Consider the following 302-nt stretch of genomic DNA (forward strand, 5'->3'; position numbering starts at 1 on the left):
CCTCGGCCGAGCCGCGGGCCTCGGTCGCGGTACCGCCTTCGGCTGACGCGCAGGCCTCGGTGGTGCAGCCGCCTTTGGCGGAGCAGCGTGCCCCGGAGCCGGAGGCCGCATCCGCGCCGGAGCCGGAACCTGCCCATCCGCCGACGCCCGCGCCTGCTCCCGCTCCTGCGCCCACGTCCGCGTCCGCGCCGACGACGCCTGCGCCGACGACCGCACCGAACTCCACCCAGCCCCCGCCCCCGCACCTGGCGCGCCCTGCCCCCGGCGCCCCGGCGCGGCCCGCGTCGGCGGCGTCCGCCGAG

General features: G+C 81.5%; 1 protein-coding gene. It reads right to left on the minus strand.

Annotated elements, in window-relative coordinates:
* A partial coding sequence (locus G3I54_RS38965; RefSeq protein WP_203685994.1) for a hypothetical protein occupies window positions 1-226 on the minus strand: 226 nt, incomplete at its 3' end.
* Window positions 227-302 lie beyond the last annotated feature (76 nt).

It is taken from the genome of Streptomyces sp. SID14515 (assembly GCF_010548505.1).
GTDB classification, from domain to species: Bacteria; Actinomycetota; Actinomycetes; order Streptomycetales; family Streptomycetaceae; genus Streptomyces; species Streptomyces caviscabies.